22 protein-coding genes are annotated in these 25,056 nt (G+C 66.6%); 4 read left to right on the top strand and 18 right to left on the bottom strand.

The window, feature by feature from the left end; all coding sequences use genetic code 11:
- Positions 1 to 173: 173 nt before the first annotated feature.
- From DIE12_RS08695 to DIE12_RS08660, 7 genes are all read right to left on the bottom strand, one after another.
- Complete coding sequence (locus DIE12_RS08695) at positions 174 to 1,007, bottom strand: OmpW family protein (RefSeq protein ID WP_044846333.1); 834 nt, start codon at positions 1,005 to 1,007, stop codon at positions 174 to 176.
- A 15-nt stretch (positions 1,008 to 1,022) separates the two neighbouring features.
- A complete protein-coding gene (locus tag DIE12_RS08690; RefSeq protein ID WP_124489230.1) occupies positions 1,023 to 2,267 on the bottom strand; it encodes a DUF2957 domain-containing protein in 1,245 nt (414 codons plus the stop codon).
- Positions 2,268 to 2,418: 151 nt separating this feature from the next.
- Positions 2,419 to 3,852 (bottom strand): DUF2957 domain-containing protein, encoded by a 1,434-nt coding sequence (locus DIE12_RS08685; RefSeq protein ID WP_124520656.1) that lies wholly within the window; start codon positions 3,850 to 3,852, stop codon positions 2,419 to 2,421.
- Between the two features lie 426 nt (positions 3,853 to 4,278).
- A complete protein-coding gene (gene argC / locus DIE12_RS08680) occupies positions 4,279 to 5,229 on the bottom strand; it encodes an N-acetyl-gamma-glutamyl-phosphate reductase (protein WP_124489232.1) in 951 nt (316 codons plus the stop codon).
- Positions 5,230 to 5,416: 187 nt separating this feature from the next.
- Positions 5,417 to 5,989 carry a flavodoxin family protein gene (locus tag DIE12_RS08675; protein WP_044846329.1) on the bottom strand — a complete coding sequence of 191 codons (573 nt, stop codon included), beginning with the start codon at positions 5,987 to 5,989 and terminating at the stop codon, positions 5,417 to 5,419.
- A gap of 300 nt (positions 5,990 to 6,289) precedes the next feature.
- On the bottom strand, positions 6,290 to 6,895 hold the full coding sequence (locus tag DIE12_RS08665; RefSeq protein WP_044846328.1) for a YbhB/YbcL family Raf kinase inhibitor-like protein: 606 nt from the start codon (positions 6,893 to 6,895) through the stop codon (positions 6,290 to 6,292).
- A 239-nt stretch (positions 6,896 to 7,134) separates the two neighbouring features.
- Positions 7,135 to 7,821 carry an orotate phosphoribosyltransferase gene (locus tag DIE12_RS08660; RefSeq protein WP_006752465.1) on the bottom strand — a complete coding sequence of 229 codons (687 nt, stop codon included), beginning with the start codon at positions 7,819 to 7,821 and terminating at the stop codon, positions 7,135 to 7,137.
- Between the two features lie 473 nt (positions 7,822 to 8,294).
- Between DIE12_RS08660 and DIE12_RS08655 the strand changes: the two genes are divergently transcribed.
- Positions 8,295 to 10,565 carry an NADP-dependent malic enzyme gene (locus DIE12_RS08655; RefSeq protein ID WP_124489234.1) on the top strand — a complete coding sequence of 757 codons (2,271 nt, stop codon included), beginning with the start codon at positions 8,295 to 8,297 and terminating at the stop codon, positions 10,563 to 10,565.
- 145 nt (positions 10,566 to 10,710) lie between these two features.
- Here DIE12_RS08655 and DIE12_RS08650 read toward each other — a convergent pair whose 3' ends face one another.
- Positions 10,711 to 14,301: an indolepyruvate ferredoxin oxidoreductase family protein gene (locus DIE12_RS08650; protein WP_124520504.1), complete on the bottom strand. Its 3,591-nt coding sequence runs from the start codon at positions 14,299 to 14,301 to the stop codon at positions 10,711 to 10,713.
- A gap of 317 nt (positions 14,302 to 14,618) precedes the next feature.
- Between DIE12_RS08650 and DIE12_RS08645 the strand changes: the two genes are divergently transcribed.
- Complete coding sequence (locus DIE12_RS08645) at positions 14,619 to 14,813, top strand: hypothetical protein (protein ID WP_124489236.1); 195 nt, start codon at positions 14,619 to 14,621, stop codon at positions 14,811 to 14,813.
- A 133-nt stretch (positions 14,814 to 14,946) separates the two neighbouring features.
- Here the strand turns inward: DIE12_RS08645 and hppD are convergent, their stop codons facing one another.
- On the bottom strand, positions 14,947 to 16,044 hold the full coding sequence (hppD, locus tag DIE12_RS08640) for a 4-hydroxyphenylpyruvate dioxygenase (RefSeq protein ID WP_124489237.1): 1,098 nt from the start codon (positions 16,042 to 16,044) through the stop codon (positions 14,947 to 14,949).
- 213 nt (positions 16,045 to 16,257) lie between these two features.
- Here hppD and DIE12_RS08635 point away from each other — a divergent pair, with 213 nt between their 5' ends.
- Positions 16,258 to 16,782, top strand: a complete 525-nt coding sequence (locus DIE12_RS08635; protein ID WP_011655746.1) for an Lrp/AsnC family transcriptional regulator — start codon at positions 16,258 to 16,260, stop codon at positions 16,780 to 16,782.
- Positions 16,783 to 16,852: 70 nt separating this feature from the next.
- Here DIE12_RS08635 and DIE12_RS08630 read toward each other — a convergent pair whose 3' ends face one another.
- The 8 genes from DIE12_RS08630 to paaA all read right to left on the bottom strand — a co-directional run bounded on the left by DIE12_RS08630 (position 16,853) and on the right by paaA (position 23,198).
- Positions 16,853 to 17,500 carry a GNAT family N-acetyltransferase gene (locus tag DIE12_RS08630; protein ID WP_124520658.1) on the bottom strand — a complete coding sequence of 216 codons (648 nt, stop codon included), beginning with the start codon at positions 17,498 to 17,500 and terminating at the stop codon, positions 16,853 to 16,855.
- 234 nt (positions 17,501 to 17,734) lie between these two features.
- Positions 17,735 to 18,340: a TetR/AcrR family transcriptional regulator gene (locus tag DIE12_RS08625; protein WP_059682891.1), complete on the bottom strand. Its 606-nt coding sequence runs from the start codon at positions 18,338 to 18,340 to the stop codon at positions 17,735 to 17,737.
- Between the two features lie 22 nt (positions 18,341 to 18,362).
- Positions 18,363 to 19,178, bottom strand: coding sequence for a DUF1835 domain-containing protein (locus DIE12_RS08620; RefSeq protein WP_124489238.1), 816 nt, complete (start codon positions 19,176 to 19,178; stop codon positions 18,363 to 18,365).
- A 129-nt stretch (positions 19,179 to 19,307) separates the two neighbouring features.
- Complete coding sequence (gene paaE, locus DIE12_RS08615; protein ID WP_044846378.1) at positions 19,308 to 20,444, bottom strand: 1,2-phenylacetyl-CoA epoxidase subunit PaaE; 1,137 nt, start codon at positions 20,442 to 20,444, stop codon at positions 19,308 to 19,310.
- Between the two features lie 31 nt (positions 20,445 to 20,475).
- The gene (gene paaD / locus DIE12_RS08610) at positions 20,476 to 21,039 is read right to left on the bottom strand and encodes a 1,2-phenylacetyl-CoA epoxidase subunit PaaD (RefSeq protein WP_124520505.1); all 564 of its coding nucleotides are present in this window, start codon (positions 21,037 to 21,039) and stop codon (positions 20,476 to 20,478) included.
- 25 nt (positions 21,040 to 21,064) lie between these two features.
- A complete protein-coding gene (paaC, locus tag DIE12_RS08605) occupies positions 21,065 to 21,868 on the bottom strand; it encodes a 1,2-phenylacetyl-CoA epoxidase subunit PaaC (RefSeq protein WP_124520506.1) in 804 nt (267 codons plus the stop codon).
- A 10-nt stretch (positions 21,869 to 21,878) separates the two neighbouring features.
- Positions 21,879 to 22,163 carry a 1,2-phenylacetyl-CoA epoxidase subunit PaaB gene (gene paaB / locus DIE12_RS08600; protein WP_006752453.1) on the bottom strand — a complete coding sequence of 95 codons (285 nt, stop codon included), beginning with the start codon at positions 22,161 to 22,163 and terminating at the stop codon, positions 21,879 to 21,881.
- A gap of 36 nt (positions 22,164 to 22,199) precedes the next feature.
- Entirely contained in the window at positions 22,200 to 23,198 is a 999-nt protein-coding gene (gene paaA, locus DIE12_RS08595) for a 1,2-phenylacetyl-CoA epoxidase subunit PaaA (RefSeq protein WP_044846317.1), read from the bottom strand.
- A gap of 201 nt (positions 23,199 to 23,399) precedes the next feature.
- Here paaA and DIE12_RS08590 point away from each other — a divergent pair, with 201 nt between their 5' ends.
- Positions 23,400 to 24,665, top strand: a complete 1,266-nt coding sequence (locus tag DIE12_RS08590) for an SGNH/GDSL hydrolase family protein (protein WP_124489241.1) — start codon at positions 23,400 to 23,402, stop codon at positions 24,663 to 24,665.
- A 157-nt stretch (positions 24,666 to 24,822) separates the two neighbouring features.
- Here the strand turns inward: DIE12_RS08590 and DIE12_RS38030 are convergent.
- A partial coding sequence (locus DIE12_RS38030) for a hypothetical protein (protein WP_185640970.1) occupies positions 24,823 to 25,056 on the bottom strand: 234 nt, incomplete at its 5' end.

Here is a 25,056-nt window from a genome sequence, read left to right as displayed (position 1 = left end):
AGGGAAAATCCTTATTTTCTCTACGGAAATGTTGCAATGCAGAAATTGATTCGCTATAGTTACACCTGTCTCCTCCATGTCTCCTCTGATATGGATTCAGCCCGCCTCTTAGGCGGGCTTTTTTTTGCCCGCGTTTTTTGCGCGGGCCGTCCGCTCATCCTCCGTCGCCGCCGTCAGAACTTGTAGGTCATCCCGACGTAGCTGATGATCGGATCGGCCTTCAGGTCCGATTTCGACTCGGAGAGCACCGTGCCGTCGGCCGCCTTGATCGTCACCGTCGACGTCGTCTTCAGCGGGATGTAGGTCACCGACGCGACCAGCCCGAAATGCTCGGTCATGTTGTACTGCAGGCCCGCGTTGAACACCGGCTGCCATGACGACGACGCCTTCGCCTCTACCGATGTCGTACCCGGCTTGCCCGCGCCCGCGGCGAGAATCGCGCCGAGGTTGTCCTGCGTCTGCTTGATGAAGTTCGTGTTGAGTTGCAGGTCGCTGAACCAGTTGTACGACACGCCGAGGCCGAGGAACGGCCGGAACTTCGCGGTCGCCGCCCCGAAGTAGTACTGCAGGATCGCCGCCGGGCTCCACTGCCGCACGCTCTTCACGATCGGGTTCACCGAGGCGAGGCCGATGTTCTGCGTGCCGAGCGCGCCGGCCGGGCCGGGCGGCTTGATCGTGCCTTGACCCGACACCTTGAACACCGGCGGCACGCCCGCCACCGACGTGACCGCGATGTGATCGGTCAGGAAGTGGCTGACCGTCAGGCCGACCGTGTCGGCGCCGCTCGTACGCAGCCCGGTGCCCGGCGACGTGAACGACGGCGGCAGCCGCAGCGGCGTGTTGATCGGCGTCGGCGCGACGTTGGTCGTCATCGGCGTGCTGCTCTGCTGAGGCATCACGTGGAACCAGCCCAGCGTGACGACGTTGCTGCCGGCGCTCTGCGCGTGCGCCGCGAGCGGCGCCAGGGCGGCGGCGCCGGCCGCCGCGCAGAGAAGGGTCTTCTTCATCACGGCTTCCCCCGCTTACTGGACGAACGCGCCGATCGTGAAATACGGCGTCGAACCCGCGTTGTCGAGGAAACCGAACACGCCACCCGTGAAGATGAACTTGCCGGTCGGCGACGTGCTGCCCGAACCCGTGTGGATCGTCGTGACCGTGCCCGGCACCTTCTGCGTGTAATCCAGGTCGAGCGCGGTCGCGAGCGAGGCCTGCGACGGCTGGAACGGATCGAGCAGCGTGGCCTGGTTGTTGATCAGCGCGGTGGTCCGGTAGTCGAACTGGCTGTCTACGCCGATGTATTCGCCGTTTTGCGACCCCGCCGCGATCGCGGTCTGCGGCGCGAGGATCGAGATGCTCGATTCGTCGTCGGCGGTCAGGCCCGGCACGCCGTTGCTGTCGGGCGTCGGGTTCGGGTTCGCGACACCCGTGCGCACGAGGATCGGCACCAGCTGGTTGCGCAGCTTGCCGACGATCATGAAGCCCTTGCCTTGCGGCGTCGCCGACAGCGTCGGGCTGAGCTGGCTCCGGTAGTTGTTGCTCTGGAACGCGCCGCTGCCGTCGGCCGACTGCACGAAGTTCGTGCCCTGCTGCATGCACGCGCCGCCGGCGAACTGGCCGGTCGTGTCGCACTTGGTCCACGTGCCGTCCGCGTTGATCGTCACCTTCGCATCGATCGACGCCGGCGCGAATTTCTGCGACGGCACTTCGCCGAAGCCGATGTGGCTGTACGTGCCCGCGACCTTCGTGATGTCGGTTTCGATCGACGAGAAGCCGATGAACGGGTAGTACGGGAATTTCGTGTCGGGCACCGCGGCCTGGCCGAGCACGCCGTCGAACTGGATCTCCTTGCCGGGAATCGTGCCGCCCGCGACACCGAAGCCGACGAAGATGCGCGCCGGACGCGACGCATCGAGGCTCGCGCCGTTCAGCCGGAATGCGCACTGGTTCAGCTTGTTGGTCGGCAGCATCGTTTCCTGCGTGAGCGTGCCGCTGTCGACGGTGCCTGCGCGGGTCGGCGTAACGGTGCCGGTCTTTTGCGGCACCGGCGATTCGACATAGGTGACCTGCCAGGTCATCTTGGTCGTGTCGAGCTGGACCTTGGCCAGTTCGCCGCTGCCCGCGCCGCCGGTGTACACGGTGTTGTAGTCGAGCGTGGCGGGGCAGAGCCGGTCTTCGACGAGCGGGGGCGGGTTGTCGCCGCCGCCACCGCCGCATGCGGAAAGAAGGGGGGCGGCAAGGGCCGCCGCGAGAACGAGGTTGCGCTTCATGTTGCTCCTCCAGATTTGTCTTGTCGGGCGGCCGGCTCCCTGTCGGCCGCTTCTGTTGCTTGTGCTCGTGCTGCTGCGCCGTGCCGGGCGCCGTCGTTGCGTGCCTTCCCTGCATCCCGCGGCGGCGCACCGGCCGCCGCGTCCTCGATCGTTACTTGCTGATCTGCGCGCCCACGCCGAAGTACGGTGTCGACGACGTGCTCGAGTTCGCCGACGTCGACGTGACGCCGCCGTTCACCGTGCCCTGGATCAGCGCCGCGTACAGGCCGCCCGTCGCGATCACCACGCCCGATGCGGACGGATAGGTCGCACCGTTCGCCGGCGTCGTCGTCGTGTTCAGCAGGCCCGGCGTTCCCTGACCGTAGTCGAGCGTGAAGGCGTCTTCCTCGGCCTGCGTGGTCGGGTTGATGAACGACGCGTTGCTGCCGCGGATCAGTGCCGCCGTGTACTTGAAGTTCGAATCCGCGCCCGCGTAGCCGCCGTCGATCGCGCCCGACTGGATCGCCGTTGCCTTGCCGAGCACCGCGATGCCCGATTCGTCGTCGACCTTGGCGTCGGTGTGCAGCGCGAGGTCGGTGCCCAGATACACGTAGCCCGTGCGGACCACCACCGGCACGGTTGCGCCGTTGAGCTGGCCGATGACCATGTGCGCGGTCGCCGACTTGCCGGTCGTGCCGACGATCGGCAGCGCCGTCTGCGGCAGGATCTGCGGTGCCTTCGTGCTGTCGAGGTAGCCGCCGTTCGCGGTGTTGACGGTCCACGGATCGCCGGTCGTCTGGCAGCCCCCCGCACTCGTCGACGTGCACGCGCCGTTCGCATCGAACGTCTCGCTCGAATTCGTGCCCTTCGTCGCGTAGTTGCCCGACGGCACGAGGTGGTAGAGCAGCGCGTTGTAGGTGCCCGGCAGCTTCGTGAGGTCGGTCGTCGTGTTCGCGAAGCCGAGGAACGGGTAGAAGTCGAAGTGGCGGTTCGGCACCTGGCCGACGTTCTTGTAGATCGGGACGCCGGCGACGGTGATCGTCAGCCCGTCGTACTGCACCGTCGCGCCGGGGATGCCGCCGCCCGCGACGCCCATGCCGACCAGCAGCATCGGCGGGTTCGCCTGGTTGAAGTCGGCGGCCGTCGAATAGGTCGAGCCGTTCGGTGCCTTGCCCGAACCCGGCGTGAAGACGAATGCGCAGCGCGTCTGCTCCGCGGTCGGCAGCGCGCCGGTCGGCGGGTGGATGACTTTGCCGTTGATCGTGGTGCCGGCGCGGCTCGGCGTGACCGTGCCGGTCGCGAGCGGAATCGGCGATTCGAGCCACTTGAGCGTGTACGTCATCGCGACCGCGTCGATGTTGACGCTGACGATCTCGCCGCTGCCGGCGCCGCCGAGGTAGGTGCTCTTCACGATGTCGGCATCGGCCGGGCACAGCGCGCCGTTGACGGGCTGCGACGGCGGCGGCCCTTGCGTGCCGCAGCTCGATCCGGAACATTGAGGGGCCTCGATCGGCGCGGGCGAGCCGCCGTCTCCTCCCCCACAGGCAATCAGGAAAGGGGCGATGGCAAAGGCCGTTGCCACCCCCTTTGATAAGGCGTGCGACATGCCGCTGTCTCCAATCGTTTAATTGTGCGAGCTAATGTCGCTGCCAGGATTTTTGCTGTCAATTGATGAACTCGTCTAAAAAAGACGATTGAAACAACGTGCGCGCGATGAATCCTTGCGGGATAGCGCTTTCAGTAAGAATTAAAACGCGCGGAGGGCGCTGGAGTGCTGCCGGAGTGGGGCGGCTGCCACGCACGGACGGCGCTCGAGGCCTTCACGCGTATAACGGCAGCGTTTAAAGCGGCGATATCCGGTTTATCCCTATTCGGGATTGACTGGAGAAAGGGGTAAATTAATTTGCCGGTAATTACGCAATGGAAAGCTTGTAAATATTTGTAAATGCGTGATCCGGATTTTTATTTATTGCTTGATGCGGGCAAATAAAAAGCCGGCCAGCGGCCGGCTTTGCATCGCATGCAAGTTGAATCAGCGCTTGAGGCCTTGATCCTCGGCGGCGCCGATGTTGAGGTTCATGCACTGGATCGCGGCGCCCGATGCGCCCTTGCCCAGGTTGTCGAGGCGCGCGACCGTGACGAAGCGCTCCTCGTTGCCGAACACGAACAGGTCGACGCGGTTCGTGTCGTTGTTCGCCTGCACGTCGAAGAAGCCGCTGTCGAGGTTCGCCTCCGCGTTGAACGGCGCGACGCGCACGAACGGCTCGTCCGCGTAGTACTCGGCGAACACGCGCTGCACGTCCTGCGGCGTTGCGCGCTTCGCGAGCTGTTCGGGCGAGAAGTAGGTCGTCACGGCCAGGCCCTTCAGGAACGGCCCGACGATCGGCGTGAAGATCGGCGCGTGCGCGAGGCCCGTGTGCGCGGCCATTTCCGGCAGGTGCTTGTGCGCCAGCGCGAGCGCGTACGGACGCGGGCTCGCGAGCTTGCCGCCCGGCGCCGCGTTTTCGTATTCGGCGATCATCGACTTGCCGCCGCCGCTGTAGCCGGTGATCGAGTAGCTGTGCGCGGCGAAGGTCGGCGCGACGATGCCGGCATCCACGAGCGGACGCATCGCGAGCACGAAGGCCGACGCGTGGCAGCCCGGCACGGCGATGCGTTTCGACGTGCGAATCTTCTCGCGCTGCGCGCGGGTCAGTTCCGGCAGGCCGTATGCCCAGTCGGCGCTCGTGCGGAACGCGGTGCTCGCGTCGATCAGCGTCGTGTCCGGGTTCTCGACCAGCGATGCCGATTCGCGCGATGCGACGTCCGGCAGGCACAGGAACGTGACGTCCGACGCATTGATCAGGCGGCGGCGCTCGTCGACGTCCTTGCGCTTCGCTTCATCGATGCGCAGGATCTCGATGTCGCTGCGCGCCGACAGGTATTCGAAGATCTTGAGGCCGGTCGTACCTTCCTGGCCGTCGACAAAAACTTTGGTGCTCATTTCGCTCTCACTGAATGAAACGGGAGCCGCGGCGCCCTGAAACCGCCATTTTAAGACGTCATCCGGCGGGCCTGCACCGCACGGGGCGAAAAAAAGACGGCCCGCGGGCCGTCTTGTGTCCCTGTCACGCGCCTGCGCCGCGTTGCCGTGTCACCGGCGGCGCGAGCGCTCGCGCGTGCCGCCGCGTTCAGCGGCCGCCGGCCAGCCAGCGGGCGGTCGCTTCGGCGACGCGCCGCCCGAACGCCTTCGCGGTCTCGAGGTCGCCGGGCAGCGGGCCCTCGTCGGGCGTCGCGTCCGCCGGCGACTGCGCGAGCAGGCCCGTGAAGCCGCCGACGTAGTTGATGTCGTTGCGGGTGGCCGCCTTCGAGTTGGCCGGCATCATGCCCGTGCCGACCCACACCATCCCATGTTGCATCGCCAGCGTGACGAAATACTGAATCGTCGAGAACTTGTCGCCGTTCATCGTCGCGGAGTTCGTGAAGCCCGCGGCGATCTTGTCCTTCCATTTCTGCGTGAACCACGGTTTCGACGTGGCATCGGCGAACTGCTTGAACTGCGCGGACGGGCCGCCCATGTAGGTCGGCGCGCCGAAGACGATCGCGTCCGCCGCGTCGAGCGCGGCCCAGCCCGCGTCGTCGAGCTCGCCGACGGCGATCAGGCGTGCGGTGGCGCCGGCGTCCTGCGCGCCTGCATGGACGGCGTCGGCCAGTTTCTGCGTGTGACCGTAGCCGCTGTGATAGACGATGACGATGTTCGACATGAAGCGTTCTCCGGAAGGGGACGAAACGGCGGGCACCGCGGCCAGCCGCGTCACGCGCCGCGGTCGGGCGGCGCGACGGATGCGCGGCGGGATGCCGCGACCGGTGCCGCCGAGTCTAGCAAGCCGAAATGACGGGAGAAAAGCGCGCGGGCGGCGCACAGAAATTCGCAGGCGCGGACAATCGCGACCGGCGACCGGCGACCGGCGACCGGCGACCGGCGACCGGCGACCGGAAACTGGAGATCGGCGACCGGCAACCGGAGACACACGGCACACGCCTCACGGCGGACACGCGAGCGCTTACTGCCCGTACGTGACCGTGAGCTGTGCGGTGCCGATCGTCAGCGTGCCGATTTCGTGCTCGAACATCGGGGCGGGGCGTCCTTGCCCGATGCGCAGGTCCGTGCCCTTCAGCGCGTAGACGGTGATCACGTAGCGGTGCGGCTTGCCGGGCGGCGGGCACGGGCCGCCGTAGCCGTCGATCCCGAAGTCGTTGCGCGCCTCGCTCGCACCGATGCGACGCAGGAAGCCCGACGCGCTCGCGTCGGCCGGCAGGCTCGTGACGCTCGCCGGGATGCCGGCGACGGCCCAGTGCCACCAGCCGTGCCCCGGTGCATCGGGATCGAAGATCGTGATCGCGTAGCCGCGCGTGCCGGGCGGCGGGTTGCGCCACCTGAGCTGCGGCGAACGGTTGTCGCCCTTGCAGTCGCCGCGGTCGAACACGTTCGCGGCGCCGACGCGCCCGCCGGGCGTCAGCTCGTCGCTCGACACGGTGAACGGGCCTTCCGCGCGCGCGGGCAGGGTGGTGAACGCAGCGCACGCGGCGGCGGCGCAGAGCAGGACGGCGATGAACGGAGACGAACGACCCGGGGACGCAGGCGAAGTGATCCGGCGATCCACACGCATATGGCGCTTCTCCCGTCACGTGGGCCGGGCCGATGCTCCCGGCATTGTTGGCGTTGTGCGTTGCCCGCGCAGCTGATGGCGACGATGGATCAAGTCTAGCATTAGGGTTCGATGAGCGATGCATGCCGTGGCCCGCGATTCGGGCCGGCCGCGATGCCGATCGACGGACGAAAAAAAACCGCTCGCGGCCAGGCGAGCGGTTTTTTCAGCCAGGGTGCCGGCTGCGTGCCGGCTCGGCGTTACTCCTTCGGGGCCGTCGCGCCGCCGTGCGCGGCCGACCACTCGGCCGGCGCATGCAGGAACTTCTCGACTTCGTCGAGCGTCTTGGTCTCGAAGTAGCCCGACGCCTTCGCGACGCGCAGCACGTCCCACCAGGTCGCCAGCGCGTGCAGGTCGACATCGATGTCCTTCAGGACCGACACGCTTTCCTTGAAGATGTTGTAGTGGAACAGCACGAAGCAGTGGTTCACCGTCGCGCCCGCGGTGCGCAGCGCGTTGACGAAGTTGATCTTGCTGCGGCTGTCGGTCGTCAGGTCTTCCACCAGCAGCACGCGCGAGCCTTCTTCCAGATGACCCTCGATCTGCGCGTTGCGGCCGAAGCCCTTCGGTTTCTTGCGCACGTACTGCATCGGCACCATCATGCGGTCCGCGAGCCATGCCGCGAACGGGATGCCGGCCGTCTCGCCGCCCGCCACCGAGTCGATCTGCTCGAAGCCGACGTCGCGCATGATCGTCGTTTCCGCCATTTCCATCAGCGCACGACGCACGCGCGGATACGAGATCAGCTTGCGGCAGTCGATGTAGACGGGGCTTGCCCAGCCGGACGTGAAGATGAACGGTTTTTCGGCGTTGAAGTGCACCGCCTGCACTTCGAGCAGGATTTTGGCGGTCGTATCCGAGATCGACTGACGATCGTAGCCTGTCATGGGCATTCCTTGGGTGATGAGCGAAGAGCGGGCGCGGGCCCGGTGGCGCAGCAAGGGGAACCTGCCCGAGGGGCCGGGGTGCGATCGACGGACCCATCGGGCCAACAATCGCATCGCTGCGCGCGTAGCCCGCTATTTTACCCGATTCAGGCCGGTTTTCGGCGGAATTCGCGCAGGTTCGGCGCGCGGCTCGCCACCGGTGAAACAAACGGGGCACGACCAGCCCGATGCTGATGGCAAGGATGCCGCGCTGCACCAACAGGCGGCATTTAGGGGGTGTACACTAGGCGACCCTTAGAAATCGTTCAGTACTTTGTACTTTCCTCTTGCCACCCGCCAAGGTTCGATGGCGTGCCGACCCGGCGCGTCGCGTGCCGTCTCGCAGTCGACCACCCCCTCGATTCAAGCAGACGCGGCCCAAGGTGCTGTGTACTGAACCGTCAAAAATTTCGCATGTCTCTCGCAGGTCAATCATGGACGAACAACTGAAGCAGGCCGCTCTCGCTTATCACCTGAACCCGAAACCCGGCAAGATTTCGGTCACCCCGACCAAGCCGCTGTCGAACCAGCTCGATCTGTCGCTCGCGTATTCGCCGGGCGTCGCCGCGGCGTGCGAGGCGATCCACGCCGATCCGCTCGACGCGCAGAAGTACACGTCGCGCGGCAACCTCGTCGGCGTCATCACGAACGGCACGGCCGTGCTGGGCCTCGGCAACATCGGCCCGCTGGCCGCGAAGCCGGTGATGGAAGGCAAGGGCTGCCTGTTCAAGAAGTTCGCGGGCATCGACGTGTTCGACATCGAACTGTCCGAGTCCGACCCCGACAAGCTCGTCGAGGCGATCGCGATGCTCGAGCCGACGCTCGGCGGCATCAACCTCGAGGACATCAAGGCGCCGGAATGCTTCTACATCGAGCAGAAGCTGCGCGAGCGCATGAAGATCCCCGTCTTCCACGACGACCAGCACGGCACCGCGATCATCGCGTCGGCCGCGATCCTGAACGGCCTGAAGGTCGTCGGCAAGAAGCTGTCCGAAGTGAAGCTCGTGTGTTCCGGCGCGGGCGCGGCAGCGATCGCTTGTCTGGACCTGCTGGTGAACCTGGGTCTCACGAAGTCGAACATCCTCGTCGCCGATTCGAAGGGCGTGATCTACGAAGGGCGCGGCAACCTCGACCCGTCGAAGCAGCGCTATGCGGCGACCACCGACGCGCGCACGCTCGCCGACGCGATCGTCGGCGCGGACGTGTTCCTCGGCTGCTCGAGCGCGGGCGTGCTGAAGCAGGACATGGTCAAGACGATGGGCGAGCGCCCGCTGATCCTGGCGCTCGCGAACCCGGAGCCGGAAATCCGCCCGGAAGACGCGAAGGCCGTGCGCCCGGACGCGATCGTCGCGACCGGCCGTTCGGACTACCCGAACCAGGTCAACAACGTGCTGTGCTTCCCGTTCATCTTCCGCGGCGCGCTCGACGTCGGCGCGACGACGATCACGGAAGAAATGAAGCTCGCGTGCGTGCGCGCGATCGCCGAGCTGGCCCAGGAAACCGACCAGAGCGAGGAAGTCGCGAAGGCGTATGAAGGCCACTCGCTCGAGTTCGGGCCGGACTACCTGATTCCGAAGCCGTTCGATCCGCGCCTGATCATCAAGATCGCGCCGGCCGTCGCGCAAGCCGCGATGGATTCGGGCGTCGCCACGCGTCCGATCCAGGACATGGACGCATACCGCGAGCAACTCGGCGCGACCGTCTACCGCACCGGCATGGTGATGCGCCCGGTGTTCGCGACCGCGAAGACGAAGCAGGCGCGCATCGTGTTCGCCGAGGGCGAGGACGAGCGCGTGCTGCGCGCCGCGCAGTTCGTGCTGCAGGAAAAGATCGCGAAGCCGATCATCGTCGGCCGTCCGTCGGTCGTCGAGATGCGCCTCGCGAAGATCGGCTCGAAGCTGAAGGCGGGCGTCGATTTCGAGATCGTGAATCCGGAAGACGATACGCGCTACCACCGCTACTGGCAGGCATACCACGAGATCGGCGCGCGTGACGGCGTCACGCCGGAAGTCGCGAAGGCCGCGCTGCGCAAGTTCAACACGCTGATCGGCGCGATGCTCGTGCACCTGGGCGACGCGGACGGCATGATCTGCGGGATGATCGACACGTACCACACGCACCTGAAGTTCATCGAGCAGGTGCTGGGCCGTGCGCAGGGCGCCGAGCACTACGCGGCGATGAACCTGCTGATGCTGCCGGGCCGCAACCTGTTCCTGTGCGACACGTACGTGAACGAAGTGCCGAGCGCGGAACAGCTCGCCGACATGACGATCCAGGCGGCCGCCGAGATCGAGCGTTTCGGCATCGCGCCGAAGGCCGCGCTGCTGTCGAACTCGAACTTCGGCAGCGCGCCGTCGGCATCGTCGCGCCGCATGGCCGAGGCCCGCAAGCTGATCAGCGAGCGTGCGCCGACCCTCGAAGTCGACGGCGAAATGCACGGTGACGCGGCGCTGTCGGAAGCGGTCCGCAAGGCCGCGTTCCCGGGTACGACGCTGTCGGGCGAAGCGAACCTGCTGATCATGCCGAACGTCGAAGCGGCGAACATCGCGTACAACCTGCTGAAGATGGTCGGCGGCGAAGGCGTGACGGTCGGCCCGTTCCTGCTCGGCGCCGCGAAGCCGGTCCACATCCTGACGCCGGCCGCGACCGTGCGCCGGATCATCAACATGACGGCAGTGGCCGCCGCGAACGCGAACACGAAGTAAGTTCGCGCCCGCGTGCGCCGCGCGTCATGCGCGGCGCAATGAAAAACGCCACGGAACCTGCGTTCCGTGGCGTTTTTTTATGCACTGCCGTGGGCGGGGCTACGCGGCCGCGGGCGTCCCGGCCGCGAACGCCCGCCGCGCGCCGTCACGCGACCTGCTGATGCGACTGGCCGCCCGTCGGCGAACGCCACTTCGCGAGCAGCGTGTCCCACTTCTGGCGTACCGCGCGCAGGTTGTTCTCCTTCACGTGGCCGTAGCCGCGAATGCCGTCCGGCAGCGCCGCGAGCTCGAGCGCGAGCGGGCGGTTGGCCGCGTTCAGCTTGCCCAGCACTTCGCCGATCAGCGCTTCGTACTCGCTGATCAGCGCGCGCTCGGTGCGGCGCTCCGCGGTGCGGCCGAACGGGTCGAGCCCCGTGCCGCGCAGGAACTTCGCCTTCGCGAGCAGCCGGAACGCCGACAGCATCCACGGGCCGTACGCCTTCTTCACGAGATGGCCGTGTGCGTCCGTTTTCGCGAACAGCGGCGGCGCGAGGTGGAACTTCAGTTTCCAGTCGCCTTCGAACTGCGACGACAGGCGCGCGAGGAACGCGGGATCGGACTGCAGCCGCGCGACCTCGTACTCGTCCTTGTACGCCATCAGCTTGAACAGGTTGCGCGCGACCGCTTCGGTCAACGGCTCCTGCACGGCGTCGCCGTCCGCCAGCGCGCGTTCGGCCGCCCGCACCGTGTCGACGAAGGCCGCATAGCGCGATGCGTACGCGGCGTTCTGGTACGCGGTGAGGAACTCCACGCGCTTCGCGATCAGTGCGTCGACCGCCTTCTTCGTGTGCAGCGCGATCACCGTGGCGCCCTGCGCGTGGCGTGCATCGCCGGCCGCAGCCTGCTTCACGCTCGCGAGATCGTGCGCGGCGCGGCGGCCCCAGTCGAACGCCGCGCGGTTCTTCTCGACCGACACCGCGTTCAGCTCGATCGCGCGTTCGAGCGACGCGAGCGTGAGCGGCAGCCAGCCCTTCTGCCACGCGTAGCCGAGCACGAACGGGTTCGTGTAGATCGCGTCGCCGAGCAGCGCGACCGCGAAGCGGTTCGCGTCGATGAAGTCGACGGCTTCACCGGCTGCCGCGCGGATGTCGTTCTCTGCGGACAGGCCAGGGAACGCCCAGTTCGGGTTCTTGATGAACTCGGCGGTCGGCGTCTGCGCGCTGTTGACGACCACGCGCGTCGCGTCGTGCCGCATCCGCGACGTGCATTCGTCGCCGGCCGTGACGATCGCGTCGCAGCCGATCACGAGGTCGGCTTCGCCCATCGCGATCCGCGTCGCGTGGATGTCGGTCGGCGCGTGCGAGATCTGCACGTGGCTCATCACGGCGCCGCCCTTCTGCGCGAGGCCGGTCACGTCGAGCACGGTCACGCCCTTGTTCTCCAGGTGCGCGGCCATCCCGAGCAGCGCGCCGATCGTGACCACGCCCGTGCCGCCGACGCCCGTGACGAGCACGCCGTACGCACGGTCGATCGCCGGCAGCGTCGGCTCCGGAATCGGCGGCAGCGCGCCGCCGTCGACCGACACGGCCTTCGGCTTCTTCAGCTGGCCGCCTTCGACCGTGACGAAGCTCGGGCAGAAGCCCTTCACGCACGAGAAGTCCTTGTTGCAGCTCGACTGGTTGATCTGGCGCTTCGTGCCGAATTCCGTTTCGAGCGGTTCGACCGACAGGCAGTTCGACTGCACCGAGCAGTCGCCGCAGCCTTCGCACACCGCGTCGTTGATCACGACGCGCTTCGCCGGATCCGGATACGTGCCGCGCTTGCGGCGGCGGCGCTTCTCGGTCGCGCAGGTCTGGTCGTAGATCAGGATCGTCGTGCCCTCGATCTCGCGCAGCTCGCGCTGCACGTCGTCGAGCTGGTCGCGGTGATGAATCGTCACGCCCGGTGCGAGCAGGGCTTTCTGGCTGTCGTACTTCTCCGGCTCGTCGGTGACGATCACGATCTTCTTCGCGCCCTCGGACGCGAGCTGGTGCGTGATCTGCGGCACCGTCAGCACGCCGTCGACCGGCTGGCCGCCCGTCATCGCCACGGCATCGTTGTAGAGGATCTTGTAGGTGATGTTCGCCTTCGACGAGATCGCCGCGCGCACCGCCAGCAGGCCCGAGTGGAAATAGGTGCCGTCGCCGAGGTTCGCGAACACGTGCTTCTCGTCGGTGAACGGTGCCTGGCCGATCCACGGCACGCCTTCGCCGCCCATCTGGCTGAAGGTGCTCGTGCTGCGGTCCATCCACACCGTCATGTAATGGCAGCCGATCCCGGCGATCGCGCGCGAGCCCTCCGGCACGTTGGTCGACGTGTTGTGCGGGCAGCCCGAGCAGAACCACGGCTTGCGCTCGGTCTGCACGTGCGGCTTCGCGAGCGCCATTTCCTTCGCGTTGATCACCGCGAGCCGCGCGGCGATGCGCGCGCGCACGTCGGACGGCAGCTCGAACTTCTCGAGGCGCGTCGCGATCGCCTTCGCGATGATCGCGGGCGACAGTTCGTAGTGCGCGGGCAGCAGCCAGTTGCCCATCGGCACCGACCATTCGCCGCCGGCGCCGTCCTTCTCGTCGAACTTGCCGAACACGCGCGGGCGCTGCGCATCGGGCCAGTTGTACAGCTCTTCCTTGATCGCGTATTCGAGGATCTGGCGCTTTTCCTCGACGACGAGGATTTCGTCGAGGCCGCGCGCGAACGCCTGCGCGCCCTGCGCTTCGAGCGGCCACACGCAGCCGACCTTGTACAGGCGGATGCCGATCCGCGCACAGGTTTCGTCGTCGAGGCCGAGGTCGGTCAGCGCCTGGCGCACGTCGAGGTACGCCTTGCCGCCCGTCATGATCCCGAAGCGCGCATTCGGCGAGTCGATCTCGATCCGGTCGAGCTTGTTCGCGCGCACATAGGCGAGCGCCGCGTACCACTTGTAGTCGAGCAGCCGTGCTTCCTGCACGAGCGGCGGGTCCGGCCAGCGAATGTTCAGGCCGCCTTCCGGCAGGATGAAGTCGGTCGGCAGCACGATCTCGGTGCGATGCGGGTCGATGTCGACCGACGCCGACGATTCGACCACGTCCGTCACGCACTTCAGCGCGACCCACAGGCCCGAGTAGCGGCTCATCGCCCAGCCGTGCAGGCCGAAGTCGAGATATTCCTGCACGTTGGACGGGAACAGCACCGGCAGCCCGCAGGCCTTGAAGATGTGTTCGGACTGGTGCGCGAGCGTCGACGATTTCGCCGCGTGGTCGTCGCCGGCGAGCACGAGCACGCCGCCGTGCTTCGACGAGCCGGCCGAGTTCGCGTGCTTGAAGACGTCGCCGGTGCGGTCGACGCCCGGCCCCTTGCCGTACCACATGCCGAACACGCCGTCGTGCTTCGCGCCGGGGTACAGGTTGACCTGCTGCGAGCCCCACACGGCGGTGGCGGCGAGATCTTCGTTGAGGCCGGGCTGAAAGACGATCTGGTGGGCCGCCAGGTGCTGCTTGGCTTTCCAGAGCGACAGATCGAGGCCGCCGAGCGGCGAGCCGCGGTAGCCGGAAATGAAGCCGGCCGTATTGAGGCCGGCGGCGCGGTCGCGCTCCTGCTGCAGCATCGGCAGGCGCACGAGCGCCTGGATGCCGCTCATGTACGCGCGGCCGCGTTCGAGCGTGTATTTGTCGTCAAGCGTGACGGACTTCAGCGCGGCTTCGAGCGATGCGCGTTGGCCTGCGTCTAGCGGGGCATTCATTAACAGTCTCCTCCACCCAGTTTGGGATCACCAAAGCTTCGATTGCGTCGACGTCTTGTGAACGTGTCGGCAGTGGCCGGCATATTGGCCGGTTTTAAGTGATGGTAGCACTGGGATAAACCCGCCGACCACCGGCCGGCGTGCCGCGGCACGCCGACTAAATGGCGCGACTATGCGTTACATCATGTAAAGGCATGTAAAGGCGCGCCCATCATCGGACAAATGCCGTTAATCTTGTCGGCCTGCCGGAGGTGCCCGGTCGCGTCGGCTCGTTTCGACGCAACCGGGGAGGCGCCGGCAGTTTTACAGGAGGTGCAATGAACACACGTCATATCCAGAGTTTCCTGATCGTGTCCGCCGCGTTCTTCGCGATGACCGGCCCGGTGCACGCGCGCGGCGCGAGCGCACTGGCGGCAGCCGGCGCGCAGATGCGTCAGATCGCGCCGGCGCAGGATGCCGACGCACAGCCGGCGGCCGCGCGTGCGGTCGTGTCGCAGGCGAACGTGCGTTGATCCGTTCGCGCGGCCGCCGGGCCGCGCCGGAATGACGAAAGGGCGGGAATCGCAGGATTCCCGCCCTTTTTCCTTGTGCCGCCGATGTTCGCGCGGACGCCCGGGCCCGCCGGGCGCCGCGCGGCCTTCTGCGTCAGGCCTTGTCCTGGACCACGCCGCGGCGGATCTGGTCGAGCTCGATCGATTCGAACAGCGCCTTGAAGTTGCCTTCGCCGAAGCCCTGGTTGCCCTTGCGCTGGATGATCTCGAAGAAGATCGGGCCGATCTGGTTCTCGGTGAAGATCTGCAGCAGCAGGTCGTCGCGGGCGCCGTCGATCAGGATCTTGCGCTTCTTCAGCTCGTCCAGCGATTCGCCGTGGTTCGGCACGCGGCGGTCGACCAGCTCGTAATACGTGTCGATCGTGTCGAGCAGCTTCACTTCCTTGCTGCGCAGGCCGTCCACCGCGCCGTAGATGTCGTTCGTGCCGAGCGCGATGTGCTGGATGCCTTCGCCGTGATAGGCGTCGAGGTATTCCTGGATCTGGCCGGCCGTGTCCGAGCCTTCCTCGTTGATCGGAATCCGGATCTTGCCGCACGGCGACGTCATCGCCTTCGACTTCACGCCCGTCACCTTGCCTTCGATGTCGAAATAGCGCACTTCGCGGAAGTTGAACAGCCGCTCGTAGAACTCGGCCCATTCCTGCATGCGGCCGCGATGCACGTTGTGCGTCAGGTGGTCGATGTAGGTGAGGCCGTGGCCGACCGGGTTCGGGTTCGCGCCGGCGATCGGTTCGAAGTCGACGTCATAGATGCTGATGTCGCCGATCGCGCCCGGTTGCGCGCCGTTCTTGCCGCGCCAGCGGTCGACGAAATAGATCAGCGAATCGCCGATGCCCTTGATCGCCGGGATGTTCAGCTCCATCGGGCCCGTCTTGTTGTCGAAGCCCCACGCGCCGAGTTCGAGCGCGTGCTGGTAAGCCTTCGCGGCGTCCTGCACGCGAAATGCGATCGCGCAGATCGACGGGCCGTGCAGGCGCGCGAAGCGCTGCGCGAACGAATCGGGCTCGGCGTTGATGATGAAGTTGATGTCGCCCTGGCGGTAGACCGTCACGTCCTTGTGACGATGGCGGGCGATCGCGGTGAAACCCATCCGCTCGAACAGTTGTCCGAGCGCTTTCGGATCCGGCGCGGTGTATTCGATGAATTCGAAGCCGTCGGTGCCGACGGGGTTGTCCCAGTTGGGGATCTGCATGTCGTGTCTCCTGTGCGGGGCGATCGGCCGGCGCGACGTGCGCGTGTGCGGCCCGGTTCGATGTCGAACGCGGCGCACGTGTCGGCGTGCGCAACGAATCGGTACGTGCGACAAAGTGTAGCGGGCAGGCGCGAGCGAAAACTTGCGAACTTAATCGTCCGTGCCTACGATGGCGCAATTTCCAGTCTGGAAATAATCAACGGAGGGCAGAAAATGGCGCAAGCCGAATTGGATGCCATCGACCGGCGGATTCTGGCGATTCTTCAGGAGAACGGCCGCCTGTCGAACCAGGAGATCGCCGAGCGCGTGAACCTGTCGCCGAGCCCGTGCCTGCGGCGGATCCGGCGGCTCGAGGAGATCGGCGTGATCACCGGCTACGTCGCGCTGCTCGATCCCCAGAAGCTCGGGCTCGACCTGCTGGCGTACGTGAGCGTACGGCTCGAGAAGCGTGGTGGCCTGGCGCCGGTCCGTGCCGACGAGACGTCGGCGCGCGCGGGTGCGACCCACGCGGAACTGTTCCGCGCGGCCGTGCAGACCTGGCCGGAGGTGGTCGCGTGTCATGCGATGACGGGCGACATGGATTACCTGCTTCGCGTGCAGGTCGAGGACATGGCGCACTTCTCCCGCTTCGTGCAGGAGCACTTGCTGCACCATCCGTCGGTGATCGACGTGAAGACGAGCTTCTCGCTCGAGTGCTTCAAGGAGACGACGGCGTTGCCGATCCGGTCGGTGCGCTAGCGTGCGGCGCGGGGAAGGCGAGAAGGAAGGGAAGGCCGGGCGCCCCGCAGGGCAGCCCGGTCGGCCGATGTTATGCCGTCAGCGCGGCAGGCATCAGCGATTCGATGAACTTCGACGTGCGGTGTGCCTGGCGCTTGAGCGCGTAGTCGAACACCGCGGCCTGTTCCTGCAGCATCTCGGCGAGGATCGTCGCGTGGTCGGCCGGCGGCAGCGACAGGTACGCATCGGCTTCGCCGTACGCGTATTCGATCCGCATCCCGGATTTCTTCGCGATGTGCATCATCGTCGCATTGCGCGACAGGCAATGCATGTACAGCATCGTCACGCGGGTGTTCCGGCTGCGGATCGCCGCGCGCTCGAACAGCTTCGAGCCGACGCCACGTCCGCGGGCGCTTTCGAGCACCGACACGCCGAATTCGGCCGTGCGCTTGTCGCCTTCCGCGGGCAGATACGCCAGGTGGCCGACGCCGATCAGTTCGAGCCCATGGTCGAACACGCCGAACACCGTGTCGCGAACGAAGTCGATCGTACGGACATAGTTCTCGATCACGTGGTCGGGCACCATCTGGCCGAAGCGCAGCAGGCGGTCCTCTTCGTTGAGCGAGAGAAAGTGGGTGAGCATTCGCTCACGGTCTTTGGAAGCCAGTTCCCTGACGAGAACCGGCGCAGTACCGGCGTGGCCGACAGCATCGGCACGGCGGTCGAGTTGCGTGTTCATCGTGGGTTCCTCAGTCTGTAGCCGCACAAGCAGCTTGTGCAATGCAACAGCATTTTACCCGAGCGGGTTGGGGAAAACCCGTATTTGACGTTATTTGTGCCGAGGGCGAATTCTAAATCCGCTTAGTTCATTTGCTATCTATTTGATTTATAAGCGATTTAAAATTCATCACATGAAATGCGCGGCGGCCTGTCGCAGTGTACCCGCCGCGCAACGCATGCTGCTGCGCGGCAATCACGCGCCAGACGACAGCCCGTGCTCCATCAGGTCGATCACCTGCTCGGCGAAGTCGCGGTAGCCGAGGCGGCCGCCCGGCTTGAGCCATGTGAACGTCCAGTTGATCATCCCGAACACCATCATCGTGACCGACGTCTGGTTTTCCTTCGAGATCCGGTCCGGATAGGCGCGCGCGAGCTGGCGCGCGAATGCCGCGACGATGTCGCGCTGGCGGTCGAGCACGATTTCGCGCTGGGCGTCCTCGAGATACTTCACGTCGTTGAGCAGCGCGACATGGCGGCTGTGCGACGTCTCGTACTCGGCGAGGAACGCGCGCACCAGCTCGGCGAACGCGTCGCGTTCGCTGAGGCCGCGCCGCTGGCTCGCACCTTCAACCTCGGCGATGATCAGCATCAACCGCTTCGTGTAACGGTCGAGCAGGTCGAACAGGATCGCTTCCTTGCTCTCGTAATAGTGATAGAGACGTGCCTTCGACGTGCCGCTCGCGGTCGCGAGATCGGACATCGACGTGCTCGGGTAGCTCGTCTGCGCGAATTTCTCGGCGGCGAGATCGAGGATCTGCTCGCGCTGGGATTCGTGGTCGGGCGCTCGGGTACGGGCCATGGTCGAATGCGAAAGAGTAGCGTTAGCGAGGCGCGGCGGGCGCGCGCACCTGCGTGGAAGAAAGGGCGGCCGGCGCGTCGTCCTGCAGCTCGAGCCGGCCGGCTGCCGCGAGTTCGCGGCAGCGCCACCAGGCGATCGAGTCGCTGACGAACAGCCCGCCGCGGTCGGCGCCGGCCATGATGCCGCCGACGACGCGTCGAGCGGGCAGCCAGCCGGTTTCCGCGTGCGCGACGATCAGCGCGTCGAGGTCCGCGTATTGGCCGCTCTTGATGGTGTTGCTGACCCAGTAGCGCAACTCGGCATTCAGGTGCTTCGCCTCCTGCCATTCGAGTGCGAGGCGGCCGATGCGCAGCACCGAGATCGGTGCGGCCAGCGGCCGTTTGCGCGCGAGCGCCGCCGGCGAGAACATCCCGGTCGAACAGGCCTGGTCGGTGCGGGTCAGCGCCGCACGCTGCGGCGCGTCGAGGTCCGCGGCCGACAGCCGCACCTCGTTCAGGCGCTGCGGCACGTTGCGCAGGTGATAGGCGACGCGGCGCAGCAGCAGTTTGTCGCCGACGCTCGGCGCGTGCCAGACGACCACCTGGCCCGTCTCGGTCGCGAGCTGGTCGAGGCGGGCGAATTCGCCTTCGATTTCCGCGTTCCAGTCGGGAATCGCGTCGCCGAGCACGCGCTGCCAGAAGGCGGCGCGCGTGTCGGGCGTCTCGTCGGCGCCCTTCAGCGGACCGACCGCGAGATCGTCGAGCAATCCGACGACGCGCTCGTCGCGTCCGGCTTGCGCGAGGGCCTCGCGCAGCGACGCGGCAGCGGTGCCGCCCTGAATCACGTGAATGGTACTCATCGGTCTGTCGTCAACAAAAGAAAACCGCCGGCCGGGCGGACGTGAAGACGTCCAGCCGGCCGGCGGCCCCTAGTGTAAGCGAGATGTGTGACGACGAGAAACCGGCGCGGCGCGCCGGCGCGACGCCGCTCAACGCTCGTCGAAGCTCACGACGACCTTGTCGCTGATCGGGTGGCATTGGCACGTGAGCACGAAGCCGTCCTTCACTTCGTGTTCCTCGAGCGTGTAGTTCTTCTCCATCCGGACCTCGCCTTCGACCACCTTCGCCCGGCACGTGCAGCACACGCCGCCCTTGCACGCGTACGGCAGCGCGAGGCCCGCGCGCAGGCCGACGTCGAGCAGGCTCACGCCTTCGTACGGCAGGCGCAGCTTGCGTTTCTTGCCGTCGAGCACGATTTCGAGGTCGGCAGCCGGCGTCTGGTCGGTGATCTCGACGACGGGCGCGCCCGCCTGCGGCAGCGGCGTGCCGAAGCGTTCGACGTGCACTTTCGCCTGCGGCACGCCGGCTGCCTTCAGCGCGGCTTCGGCCGCGTCCATCATCGGCGCCGGGCCGCAGATGAACGCTTCGTCGATTGCGTCGGCTGGCGTCAGCGTCGCGAGGAATTCCGCGCATTTCGCCTGGTCGAGCACACCGTTGAACAGCTCGACGTCCTGCTGGTCGTCCGACAGCACGTGGTACAGGACGAAGCGGCTCATGTAGCGGTTCTTCAGGTCCTCGAGTTCCTCCGCGAACATGATCGCGTCGACGCTGCGGTTGCCGTAGATCAGCGTGAACGTGCTGCGCGGTTCGAGTTCGAGCGTCGTCTTCACGATCGCGAGCACCGGCGTGATGCCCGACCCGCCGGAGAACGCGACGTACTGCTTGCCGTGGTCCGCGTTCAGATGCGTGAAGAAGCGGCCGTCCGGTGTCATCACGTCGATCGTGTGACCCGGCTGCAGCGTGTCGAACGCGAAATTCGAGAAACGGCCGCCGCGCACGCGCTTGATGCCGATGCGCAGTTCGCCGTCGCGGTCGTAGTCGGTCGTGCCGACGCAGATCGAGTACGACCGGCGCGTTTCCTCGCCGTCGATGTGGGTCTTCAGCGTGACGAACTGGCCCTGCGTGAAGCGGTACGCGTCGCGCAGCTCGGGCGGCACGTCGAAGGAGACGGTAACGGCGTCGGCGGTCTCGGGCCGCACGTCGCGGATACGCAGCGGGTGAAATTGCGGGGTTGACGACCCCCGCCGGGCCGCCCCAACGGGGGCGTCGGCCCCCTCGGGGGGCAGCGAATGAAGAGAGCGTGGGGGCTGTTTCATTTCAGTAAGGTTTGAAGTAGTCGAAGGGTTCGCGGCAGTCGACGCAGCGATACAGCGCCTTGCAGGCCGTGGACGCGAATTGCGCGAGGCGCTCTGTGTTGGCTGAGCCGCAGCGCGGGCACACGGGCGCCGCGACGGGGCGCGGCACGAAACGCACGACGTTTTCCCGCGGCGCGGCGCTGCCGCACTGGCCGACGGGCGGCGCGATGCCGTACGCGCGCAGCTTGTCGCGCGCTTCCTGCGTGATCCAGTCGGTCGTCCACGCGGGGGCGAGCACCGTCTCGATCCGGTGCGGCGGCAGGTCGGCGGCCTGCATTGCCGCGGCGATGTCCTCGGCGATCTGCGACATCGCCGGGCAGCCGGAGTAGGTCGGCGTGATCACGACTTCGAGCTGGCCGTCGTCCGCGCGACGGACGTCGCGCAGGATGCCGAGCTCGCGGATCGACACGACCGGAATCTCGGGATCGGGCACGGCTTCGAGCACGTCCCACGCGCGCGCGAGCAACGGATCGTTGCGGTGCGCGGCGGGCGTCGGGTCGGCTGGGGCGGCGGTCTGGACGGACATCGTCGGGCTCCGTTGGGGCGGCGGGTTACCAGGTCGCGCCAGGGTGCTGGCGCGCGAGGCTCTGCATTTCCGCGAGCAGGTAGCCCATGTGCTCCGAGTGCTCGCCCTGCTTGCCGGTGCTCACGTGCTGCACGGGCGCCGGCAGGGTGAGCGTCGCTTCCGCGAGCGCTTCGTGCACGTCCGCGCGCCATGCGGCTTCGAGCGCGGCCGGTGCCGGCCCGATGCCCGATGCGCAGACCGCGTCGTCGATCGCGTCGGCCGCGAAGCATTCGCGCGTGTACGGAATCAGGTAGTCCAGCGCGGCCTGAGCGCGGCGATGCGATTCGTCGGTGCCGTCGCCGAGGCGCACCAGCCATTCGCGCGCGTGCTGCACGTGATAGCGGGTCTCCTTCACCGATTTTGCGGCGATCGCGGCCAGTTGGGCGTCCGTCGACGTTTCGAGCGCGGTCCACACGTGCAGCATCAGCGTCGCGTAGAGGAAGTTGCGCACGATCGTCACCGCGTAATCCTTGTCGGCGTGCGCGGTGCCGGCGATCGGGCCGTAGTGCGGCAGCTCGGCGAGCGTGAAGTTCGCGAACTCGCGCTCCGTGCGGAAGTACGCGTAATCGTCTTCCGTCTTCGTCGCGCCGTTCAGCTGGCGCTCGAGTTCGGCTGCGTGCGTATACAGCATGCGGGCCTGGCCGATGAGGTCGAGGCTCATGTTGGTGAGCGCGATGTCTTCCTCGAGGATCGGGCCGTGGCCGCACCACTCGGCGTTGCGCTGACCGAGGATCAGCGCGTTGTCCGCGAGGCGCAGCACGTAGGAGAGGTGTTCGGGCGTGATCGTCATGGCGCGGGCGTTACATGTGGTTGACTTCGTCGGGCAGCGTGTAGAACGTCGGGTGACGGTAGATCTTGTCGCCCGCCGGTTCGAACAGCTCGGCCTTCTCGGCCGGATCCGACGCGGTGATCGCCGACGACGGCACCACCCAGATGCTCACGCCTTCCTGGCGGCGCGTGTAGACGTCGCGCGCCATGCGCAGCGCCATCGACGCGTCGGCCGCGTGCAGGCTGCCGCAATGCTTGTGGTCGAGGCCCTGCTTGCTGCGCACGAACACTTCCCAGATCGGCCATTCCTTGTTCATCACTCTCTCCTGAATCCTGTATTCGATGGTTGCCGCTCAGGCGGCGTGCTGTTCGGCGCGGGCGCGGCGCTTCGCCTCGTGCGCGAGCGCGGCTTCGCGCACCCATGCGCCGTCGTCGTGCGCTTTCACGCGGGTCGCGAGGCGTTCCTTGTTGCACGGGCCGTCGCCGTTGACGACGCGCCAGAATTCGTCCCAGTCGATCGCGCCGTAGTCGTGGTGGCCGCGTGCCTCGTTCCATTTCAGGTCGGGGTCGGGCAGCGTCACGCCGAGCACCTTCGCCTGGTCGACCGTCGCGTCGACGAACTTCTGCCGCAGGTCGTCGTTCGTGATCCGCTTGATGCCCCATTTTGCGGACTGGTTGCTGTGGACCGAATCGGCGTCGCTCGGGCCGAACATCATCAGCACCGGCCACCACCAGCGGTTCACCGCCTGCTGGACCATCGCACGCTGCGCGTCGGTGCCCTTCATCATCGACAGCAGCGCATCGAAGCCTTGGCGCTGGTGGAACGACTCTTCCTTGCAGACGCGGATCATCGCGCGCGCGTACGGGCCATACGTGCAGCGGCACAGCGGGATCTGGTTCATGATCGCGGCGCCGTCGACGAGCCAGCCGATCACGCCGACGTCGGCCCAGGTCGGCGTCGGGTAGTTGAAGATGCTCGAGTATTTCGCCTTGCCGGCGTGCAGCGCGTCGATCAGCGAATCGCGCGAGACGCCGAGCGTTTCCGCCGCGCTATATAGATAGAGGCCGTGACCGGCTTCGTCCTGGACCTTCGCGAGCAGGATCGCCTTGCGCTTCAGGCTCGGCGCGCGCGAGATCCAGTTGCCTTCCGGCAGCATGCCGACGACTTCCGAGTGCGCGTGCTGCGAAATCTGGCGCACCAGCGTCTTGCGATAGGCGTCGGGCATCCAGTCCTGCGGTTCGATCTTGCCGTCCGCGGCCATGACCGCGTCGAACCGCGCCTGCTCGGGCGACTCGGCTGCGGCGTCGAGCGATGCGACGTTGCCGGGGATGTCGAGGGATTGCGTGTACATGGCGGAGGATCTCGTCCGGTTGAATGTGTGCGAAGTATAAACCAACCGACCGGTCGGTTAATAAATTTCTCGCGGATTTGCGGGGAGATTCGGGTAAACGTGGGGCGTCGGGGCGCGATCGCCAGGGCAGGAAGACGGTCCGGCGCGTGAGACGGGCCGCTTCTGCGGCACAATGCCCGCTTTCCGATAAGGATTTCGCCGATGTCATTTCGAAGCAGTTTCGTCGCGACCGTACTGGGCGCGTCCGTGTTCCTGTCGCCGCTTGCCGCCTCGGCCGCACCGGCCGGGTGGGTCGCCGCGTGGGCGACCGCATTGCAGCCGATTCCCGACCTGGCTGCGCCGCCGCCGCTCTATCGCGCGCCCGACGTGGGCGGACGGACCGTCCGTCAGATCGTCTACCCGACGGTATCGGGGCATGCCGCGCGGATTCGCGTGAGCAATGCGTACGGTCGCGCGCCGCTGGTGATCGAGGGCGCCGGTCTTGCGCGCGCGGGTGACGGCGCGGCGCTTGCCGACGGGGCGAGTGCTGCCGTGCGCTTCGGCGGCAAGGCGTCGGTGACGCTCGCGCCGGGCCAGGAACTCGAAAGCGACGCGGTGGCGATCGACGTGATGGCCGGGCAGCCGTATGCGATCAGTCTGCGGATGGGCGCGAACCAGCGGATGACCGTGTGGCACCGCGTGTCGAACCAGCTCAATTTCGTATCGGCGCCGGGTGATCACGTGAACGATCCGGGCGGCGGTGCCTTCCGTGCGCGCTTTACCCAGTATGCGTGGGTGACCGAACTGGCCGTCGAGGCCGGGGCCGCGCGGGCGAGCGTCGCCGCGATCGGCGACTCGATCACCGACGGGCTGCGCTCGAGCCTGAACCGCAACCGTCGCTGGCCCGACGCGCTGGCGCGCCGGCTGTCCGCGGCAGGTTCGGATTCGCTTGGCGTCGTGAATCTCGGGATCAGCGGCAATCGTCTGCTGAGCGATTCGGCGTGCTACGGCACGTCGCTGGCGTCGCGGTTCGAGCGCGATGCGCTGTCGCGCGCGGGGGTGAAGGCGGCGATCGTGCTGATCGGTATCAACGACATCAACTTTGCGGCGATGCCGCCGCGCGCGGGGCTGGATTGCGACAACCCGCATACGCAGGTCACGGCGGCATCGTTGATCGACGGCTATCGCCGGTTGATCGAGGCTGCACACCGCCAGGGGGTGAAGATCTTCGGTGCGACGCTCACGCCCGCGGCGTTGCCGGCCGGGCGCGAGGCGATCCGGCTCGAGGTGAACCGGTGGATCCGAAGCGGCGGCGGGTTCGATGGTGTGGTCGACTTCGACGCGGTACTGCGCGATCCGGCGCGCCCGAGTGTGCTGCAGCGCCGCTACGACAGCGGCGACGGCATTCACCCGAGCGACGCCGGTTACACGGCGATGGCCGACGCGGTGCCGGTGGAGCAGCTGCAGGCCGTGGCTGGCGGCAAGTAAACTCGCCATATATATAGAACGACGGATTGCCGGCCGCTTCAAGGTCGCCGGAGGCACGTAGTTCATCGAACCCCAAGCCCCCGTGCGCGGCAGCGCACGGGGGCTTTTCAAAATATTTTCACAAAGGGGTTGCGCAGACGAGGGCACGTGCTTAGAATCACGCCTCTTTCGCGCTAACGGAAACGCAGCGCGGGAGAAGAAGGGAAGCGGTGCTGTCGGGCTGGTCGTAGCGGCCTCGGCGGTGCAGGAAGTTGAACCCCAGCCGTCGCAACGAAGTAGTTAAAAAGTTGTTGACGAACTGAAAAAAGCGGTTCATAATTTCGCTTCTCTGCTGCTGAAAACGCAGCGCTGCTGAGAAAGCCTCCGGGTCCTCGCAGAAATGCTCTTTAAA

The organism is Burkholderia sp. Bp9015 (assembly GCF_003853505.1).
Lineage (GTDB): Bacteria > Pseudomonadota > Gammaproteobacteria > Burkholderiales > Burkholderiaceae > Burkholderia.
This window is presented reverse-complemented; position numbering and strand designations above follow the sequence as displayed.